General features: G+C 40.9%; 6 protein-coding genes and 1 tRNA gene. 2 read left to right on the top strand and 5 right to left on the bottom strand.

Annotated elements, in window-relative coordinates:
* Positions 1-201: 201 nt before the first annotated feature.
* Together DK188_RS18340 and DK188_RS18335 are read right to left on the bottom strand one after the other, a co-directional pair.
* Positions 202-1,461: a site-specific integrase gene (locus DK188_RS18340; protein ID WP_111672306.1), complete on the bottom strand. Its 1,260-nt coding sequence runs from the start codon at positions 1,459-1,461 to the stop codon at positions 202-204.
* A gap of 366 nt (positions 1,462-1,827) precedes the next feature.
* Positions 1,828-1,919: transfer RNA gene (locus DK188_RS18335), tRNA-Ser, on the bottom strand.
* A 217-nt stretch (positions 1,920-2,136) separates the two neighbouring features.
* Here DK188_RS18335 and DK188_RS18330 point away from each other — a divergent pair.
* Positions 2,137-2,385, top strand: coding sequence for a hypothetical protein (locus DK188_RS18330; RefSeq protein WP_111672305.1), 249 nt, complete (start codon positions 2,137-2,139; stop codon positions 2,383-2,385).
* A gap of 290 nt (positions 2,386-2,675) precedes the next feature.
* On the top strand, positions 2,676-3,932 hold the full coding sequence (locus tag DK188_RS18325) for a nitrogen regulation protein NR(II) (RefSeq protein WP_111672304.1): 1,257 nt from the start codon (positions 2,676-2,678) through the stop codon (positions 3,930-3,932).
* Between the two features lie 11 nt (positions 3,933-3,943).
* Here DK188_RS18325 and DK188_RS18320 read toward each other — a convergent pair whose 3' ends face one another.
* From DK188_RS18320 to purD, 3 genes are all read right to left on the bottom strand, one after another.
* The gene (locus DK188_RS18320; protein ID WP_111672303.1) at positions 3,944-4,399 is read right to left on the bottom strand and encodes a gliding motility lipoprotein GldH; all 456 of its coding nucleotides are present in this window, start codon (positions 4,397-4,399) and stop codon (positions 3,944-3,946) included.
* Positions 4,389-5,762, bottom strand: coding sequence for a regulatory iron-sulfur-containing complex subunit RicT (gene ricT / locus DK188_RS18315; RefSeq protein ID WP_111672302.1), 1,374 nt, complete (start codon positions 5,760-5,762; stop codon positions 4,389-4,391). Before ricT ends, DK188_RS18320 begins: the two co-directional genes overlap by 11 nt.
* Positions 5,763-5,892: 130 nt before the next feature.
* Positions 5,893-7,182 (bottom strand): phosphoribosylamine--glycine ligase, encoded by a 1,290-nt coding sequence (purD, locus tag DK188_RS18310; protein WP_111672301.1) that lies wholly within the window; start codon positions 7,180-7,182, stop codon positions 5,893-5,895.
* Positions 7,183-7,197: the final 15 nt, after the last annotated feature.

Genomic DNA, 7,197 nt, shown 5'->3' with positions numbered 1-7,197 from the left:
AGGGGTTTCGTGCTTCGTAGGACAGGTAAGTGAAAAAAATAAAGTTCAGCTCTTCGTAGGAAGTTCAGTGGTAAAAACCCTGCCTGCGTATAGCTGAGAACCGTTGCGGATAATCATAAATATCATTATCAAAATAGCTGAATAAATTAGATATGGTTTTCTTTTTCTGAACCTCTTACTACGGTTAATCATTGGAAGGTTTTAAAATTTATGTTTCGGAAAATTTTTCTTTTTGTTGAATTCCTGATTTTCCAATTTTTCTCGTAATGCCTTCATTTCAAGACTAACAGTTGAGTCCAAAATTTTTGCGTAGTGTTGGGTTTGAGTAAGGGATTTGTGTCCTAACATCTTTGATACAGTTTCGATCGGAACTCCATTTGCGAGCGTTACAGTCGTGGCAAACGTATGCCTGGCAATATGAAAGGTCAGTTCTTTTGTGATGCCGCATAGATCGGCTATTTCCTTTAGGTAGGCATTCATTTTTTGATTGCTGGGTGTAGGAAGGACCTTTCCTGTGATTTCTACCTTTGGGTGATATGCATACTTGTCTAAAATTTTCATGGCCTGTGGAAGCAAGGGAAGGCGGGTAGGAGCATTTGTTTTTTGCCTATGAGTATAGAGCCATCGTTCACCATCCATGCCCTCTCTAATTTGGGTTTTATCCAAATTCTTGACATCGATATAAGCCAAGCCTGTGTAACAACTGAATATGAAAAGATCTCGAACCAGATTAAGACGCTCTGTTGAGAAAACTCTCTTTGAAATCTGGTTTAGTTCGGATTCTGTTAGTGCCTCTCTGGGAATATCTTTTTTGACCATTTTGAAATTCAAAAAGGGATCTTTGGGAAGCCAGCCTTTTTTGACACAATCCAAGACAATCTTTTTCATGTTAGCCAAGTATTTCACCGTGGTATTATGGCTGCATCGCCTGACTGACTTGAACCAGTATTGATAATCTGAGATAAATTCATAATCCAGTTTCCGGATTTCAATGTCTTCTTTTCCGTATTTCCATTTGATGTATGCCTTGGTATGGTCGTAGGAGGTTTTGTACCGTTCCAATGTTCCCGGAGCGAATTCGGACCCCACCAAGGAGGCCATCTTGTCATTGTGTTGCTGAAAAATCTCAAGGAGCTTTTTGTTTTCATCATCTAATCCCAAAAGAAGATTCTTCACGCTATCTGCAGTGACATCCTTTCCCTGATCAATCAGTTTGAGCCTTGCATGGAGAACCTTCATTTTAACGGATTCTAGGTATTCATTAAGAATTGTCGCCTCCTTGGATCTGCCTTCAGGTCTACCTAGATCTTTATTCCATTGATCTACTGGCCAATCTATTTTGAGAGAAATCTCCCGTGTTTCGCCATTTACTGTCAATTTTAGGAAGATGTAACGCAGCTTTTCACTCGGATTTTTCTTCGCTTTAAGGTAAAAAGCTGAACTAAATGATTTTTCTAACATGGTTCCAATAGTTATAATGATTCATAAAACTATGGTTATTAGATATTTCTGTTCACCATGAGTCCATGAGTTGTGATTTTTAGTACTGATCTCAAAAAAAAAGCGTACTTATATTGGTAGTTTGAGACGCTGGGAATTACGCTTTTTTTTATTGGTTTTGTTTGAATTTGATTGATTTTCGCCTAAATATTCAATGAATAAACGTTAAAAATAAGAGAGATTTTTTATGATAATTTCTAGGCTGAAAAACCCTTACAAAAATCTGAATATCAGACAGTTGAAAATATTATTTTTAGGAGATGGCTTTAAAAAAAAAGCTCATCACCGTTTCCGATAATGAGCTTTGAAATGGATTGAAATCCACACTGGCAGAGGGTGGGGGATTCGAACCCCCGGTACAGTTTAACCCGTACGACAGTTTAGCAAACTGTTGGTTTCAGCCACTCACCCAACCCTCTAATCCTGGTTAGCGCCTTGGCTAAAGTGTTGCAAATATAATCCAATTGGAAAGATTTAAGCAAGTGCTGAAGACTAAACTCAAATTCTTTAGGAAAAGAATAATTAATCCATTGGAAATCAAGATCAATATTTCTTCACTTTTCTAGAAAAATACCCTGTACTGGGTATTTTTCGATGGAAGCTTAAGTCTATTTTTACAAAAACTTAAATTTTGCTATGGTAATTCAGACTTCCAAGTGCGAATTTTTGATCGTTGACAACGAGCGTTCAGATGGATGTGTTTTTATCTACTCTGATTCCTTAGAAGAGTTGCAGCGTTTTTTTGGTTCCTCAGTAGTAGAGTTTTCTTCCAATAGAGACTGGAAATACAAAATACTTACCTGCAAGCAGGAATTTGCCAATGCGCTGATTTTGATGGTCAAGGAAATAAATTACACTGATTTTTTTCAGGATAGATTGGCCTAAATCCTTTCCAAATCAAATCCACTCCACTTTATTCAAAAAACTGAAAAAAAGTTAAAATATTTTTTTTTGAGGATTTTCGTGACGAAGCGCATTTTTTGGATTTGAACCTTCTTTTTTCTGTCTTGATAAGAATTTTATACTGATTTACGGATTATTGTAATATATAATTTCACTGTAGCTAGTTTTTTTTTAATAAAATTTTTTATTCAAATTTCGACTATCCGAAGTTTATCATCCCACAAGTCTTGATTAGCACAGATAGTATTGAACGTATTATTCCAGATTTCTTAATGGAATCAGACCACTTCTTCCTTTTGGTGACAGATGTGGAGGGAAAGGTAATGCGGTACAATAAGGGATTTGAAAGAATAAATCCAAATCCCATTGGCCGTCAATTCTCCGATTTTCTTTCGCCAAATTCGGAAGAGGAATTCGATTATTCATTGGATTTGATGCTGGGAACCCCAAAGATTAGACGGCACTTGATGCTGGACCATCCTTCCCTGCAATTGGGTGAATTTTCACATGTTTGGTGGGAATTTTCAGTTCTCACGACACCTGACATGGATATTTCTGGAGTATTTGGGATTGGTGTAGGTATGCATTTCCTGGAGCAGGATATGCCTTGGGATAATTTGGTTGATGTATTGGGATTTGGAGAAATTATTCTCGATACCCAATTTGTCATCAAGTCCTGGGATCAAAAAATAGTAAAATGGTTTGATCCTCTATTGGAAAATTGGCTAGATTCTCCTGTTTCTGAGGTCTTTTACTATGAGGGATATAATGGACTTCCGCATATTCTGTCCCAGATATCACTTGGAGACCGACCCAAATGCTTTTCTTTATTTTTGTCAAAAGCGGATAAAACAGAGTTTGCGGCGCTAGTTACTATGTCACATAAAGGGTATCACCTGTTTTTGATGCCCAAGCCATGCAATTTTAATAATCAACCTGAAAAACCACTGATTTCCAGTCAGGTTATGAAATTATTCGCAGGGGCCGTTTTTGTGTTGAATAAATCTGGTATTTTATTGCAGCAAAATGAGGATGCTAAAAAGCTTGGCACAAGCTGGACAGGAGAACCTTTTCCAACCGGTTATTTTCTCAATCTGCCCAATTCCTCGAAGGATTTCGCCAAACTGAGTTCGGCAATTGAGGAAGCACACAATGGCAAAAGCACAGAATTTGAATTCAGGAATCTCATTTCAAGGAAGGAATTTGAATGTTGGAAAGTGATCGTAAAACCGATTCAGGCAGATATTTCTCAACTTGGGGGGATCTTGATTCAGTTTTTGGACATCACCGCGCTACGCTCAGAACTAGCGCAACTCATTCTGGAAAAAGAACGAATCAAAGATTTAGCCTCTATTCCTTCCCACATTCTGAGAGGACCTCTTTCATCGATCTTGGGGATATTAGAACTTCTGGATCCCAGCCAATTGGACTCCGAAAACCAAAAATTATTCAGCCATCTGAAGCCCTTGGCAAAAGAACTTGATCATGCTATTCGACAGCACTCAAAAAGAATGAGCTCCCTTACTTAAGGAGCTCATTTTTATTTTACAATCTTCAATCCGACAGCTTCTACTCCAGAAATGTTTTCCTGCCTCATGTATTGGAGGTAAACCAGCTTACTGACCTTTTTATCCATCGGAAAGGGCAGGGTATCATAAAAGGTATAGGAGTTACCGAAACCACTTCCTTTTGGCCTACCTGATTTAGAGTCAAATAGGGGAATATTGATCAGCTTATTATCCAAAACTGCTCCGGTTGAATCTTCACTGATCACACGGATATAGCAATTGGAGAAGGGAAAAGACTCCGTAAATCGGATACCAATGAGGCTGGTGCCATCTTTTTCTTTCAGGCTGCTGAGATCAAATGTTACGCTGTCCCTTTCGTGCCAAGAGTCTGAATCAAATGAATGAAATTCCTCATACTTACGATCTCCTCCACATGAGCTAATGAATAAGAGCATCGCTAACCCCGCAAAGAAACTTTTACTGCTCATTTCCTCCGTTGTTTGGTCCTTGATTCCTTCTAGGTGGAAACTTCCGATTGCCCGGTGCTTTGTTTTCGACGGGTTTGTTTTCCTGTGCTTTCGCCTTTGGATTCATGTCCTGGTTCGTAGCAGGTTTCGGTCTATTTCGATTTTTGTTTCTTTTTTTCCTTGGCTCTCCACCCTCTTTTGATTCCGGTTTGGGGGCAGGTTTATTGTCCTGCACCTTTGGTGTAGGAGTAGAAACTTGATTGCTTCTTTTGTTTTGAGGACGTGGGTTTTGTGGCTTAGGACCGGGTTGATTGGTGGCGCCTTGAGTTGATTTTGGTGTATCAGGACTAGCCTGTCCTTCTGTCCTAGGCTTGTTTCTGGACTTCTTTTTCTTCTTTTTGGTGAATTTTTTATCCAAAAGCTCAAGTTCCCGAGTAGACTGAGCAGCGAGGTCCACTACATCTGATGAGTTGTCTACCTGAAGATTAAATACCTTAATTCCTTTTTCGTTTAGGGCTTGAATTTCCCGCACTCTATCGCAGGTGATGCTATGCCAGTCGTTGTCGTTGTTGTAACTGAACCACATGAGTTTTCGGAAAATGTCAGTCTTCTGAAGTTTAGCAGGACCAGATTCAGTCTGAAGGGGTTTTTCTACTTGAGGGATGTCCTTGATGGCATCCATGTAGGTGTCCAATTCATAATTTAGGCAGCATTTTAGTCGGCCACATTGCCCACTAAGTTTGCCCGGGTTTAGGGACAAATTCTGATATCTTGCAGCCGAAGTAGAGACGTTTTTGAAGTCAAACAGCCAAGTTGAGCAACAGAGTTCACGGCCACAGACGCCAACTCCACCCAATCTTCCGGCTTCCTGACGAAGGGAGATTTGTCGCATTTCCACGCGGATTTTAAATTCTCCAGCCAGTGATTTGATCAATTCCCTGAAGTCAACGCGATCTTCTGCAGAATAATAAAAGGTGGCTTTGGAGTTATCTGCCTGATATTCCACATCTGACATTTTCATCTGAAGTTTGTATTCCTCGACGATCTGTCTACATCGATACAGCGTTGGAATCTCGCGGTTTCTGGCTTCTTCCCACTTTTCCATATCCTTTTGGTTTGCGATTCGGTAGATCCGGGTGATGTTGTCGTCATCCCGTACCTTTCGTTTCTGCATTTGCAGCCTAACCAATTCTCCCTGGAGGGAAACATAGCCAATGTGATGTCCACTTGGGACGTCCACTACCACCGGATCACCCGTGTGCAGTTGGAGATAATCCACATTTCGGAAGTATTCTTTTCGACCCCCTTTGAATTTGACCTCGACAATGTCAAAGTTGTCAACCTGAGGAATCCCCATATGGGATAGCCAGTCGAATGAATTCATTTTATTGCAATCGCTCGTGCCGCAGCTACCATTATTTTGGCAACCACCGGTACCTCCAGCGGAGGTGGAGCAGGTACTACATCCAGCCATAATTTATTGTAAGGGCTTTCGCCTCGTTTAGTTATTGGGTTTAATTCTTTAATTTCAAGATATCTTGTCCGATATCTTTACGGTAATAGGCTTTGGTCCAGCTTATTTTTTCTACAGTGGAAAATGCATTGGCCAAGGCTTCGGTCAATCCTTCACCAAATCCAGTCACTGCAAGCACTCGTCCCCCTTGATTGACCAGTTCTCCGGAGGAGTTTTTGGCTGTTCCTGCATGAAAAATTACACTTCCAGCGGTAGATTTGGGTAAAGTAATCGGGAACCCCTTTTCATACGACTCGGGATATCCACCACTGACCATGACGACAGTTGTGGCAAATTTTGGTGAGATGCTGAGTTCGTAGTCAGCCAGGGTGCCGGTAGCGATTCCATGGAGCAAATCCACGAAGTCACTTTCGATTCTAGGCAATACAGCTTCTGTTTCTGGATCACCCATACGAACATTGTACTCAATGACGGAGGGTTCGCCATCCTTATTCATCAAGCCAATGAATAGAAATCCTTTAAAATCAATTTTTTCTTTTTCCAAGCCCGCAATAGTGGGTTTGACGATTTTTTCTTCGACTTTTTTAAGAAAAGCCTCATCCGCGAAAATGACCGGGCTAACAGCACCCATACCACCAGTATTCAATCCGGTGTCACCTTCACCGATACGCTTGTAATCTTTGGCCTCCGGCAAAATCTTATAACTTTTGCCATCAGTGGCAACAAAAACAGAAAGTTCAATTCCACTGAGGAATTCCTCCACTACTACTTTGGAGGAAGCATCACCAAACTTTGCTTCAAGAAGCATTTCTTTCAGTGAGGCTTTGGCTTCTTCCAGACTTAAGCAAATCAGGACTCCTTTTCCTGCTGCTAGGCCATCAGCTTTCAGGACAATAGGAAGGCTTTGTTTTTCTAAATAAGCTAACCCCGCTTCAATTTGGGTTGCGTTGAATGTCTCGTAGGCTGCTGTGGGAACTCCATTTCGCTGCATAAACCGCTTGGAAAAATCCTTGCTACCCTCCAGAGTAGCGCCAAGTTGAGATGGACCTACTATGGGGAGATTAGCTGTGTCAGTCTTGGATTGAAGAAAATCAACAAGCCCTTTGACCAGTGGTTCCTCTGGTCCTATGACTACCATGTCAATCGCATTGTCCAAAATAAATTGGTGAATCCCTTGAAAATCGGTTACTGATAGGGGAATGTTTTGTGCTATTTCGGCCGTGCCGGCATTACCCGGGGCTACGAATAGCCGGGAACATTGTGGACTTTGTACAATCTTCCAAGCGAAGGCATGTTCTCTACCTCCGCTACCCAATAAGAGTATATTCATTGACTCGTTTCGTTT

This window comes from Algoriphagus litoralis (assembly GCF_003259255.1).
Lineage (GTDB): Bacteria > Bacteroidota > Bacteroidia > Cytophagales > Cyclobacteriaceae > Algoriphagus > Algoriphagus litoralis.
The sequence above is the reverse complement of the archived record's forward strand: the minus strand, read 5'-3'. Positions and strand labels throughout refer to the sequence as shown.

Excerpts from the sequence above, each read along its gene's own strand:
- DK188_RS18340 (WP_111672306.1), bottom strand. The coding sequence starts at position 1,461 with ATGTTAGAAAAATCATTTAGTTCAGCTTTTTACCTTAAAGCGAAGAAA.
- DK188_RS18330 (WP_111672305.1), top strand. The coding sequence starts at position 2,137 with ATGGTAATTCAGACTTCCAAGTGCGAATTTTTGATCGTTGACAACGAG.
- DK188_RS18325 (WP_111672304.1), top strand. The coding sequence starts at position 2,676 with ATGGAATCAGACCACTTCTTCCTTTTGGTGACAGATGTGGAGGGAAAG.
- DK188_RS18320 (WP_111672303.1), bottom strand. The coding sequence starts at position 4,399 with ATGAGCAGTAAAAGTTTCTTTGCGGGGTTAGCGATGCTCTTATTCATT.
- ricT (WP_111672302.1), bottom strand. The coding sequence starts at position 5,762 with ATGAATTCATTCGACTGGCTATCCCATATGGGGATTCCTCAGGTTGAC.
- purD (WP_111672301.1), bottom strand. The coding sequence starts at position 7,182 with ATGAATATACTCTTATTGGGTAGCGGAGGTAGAGAACATGCCTTCGCT.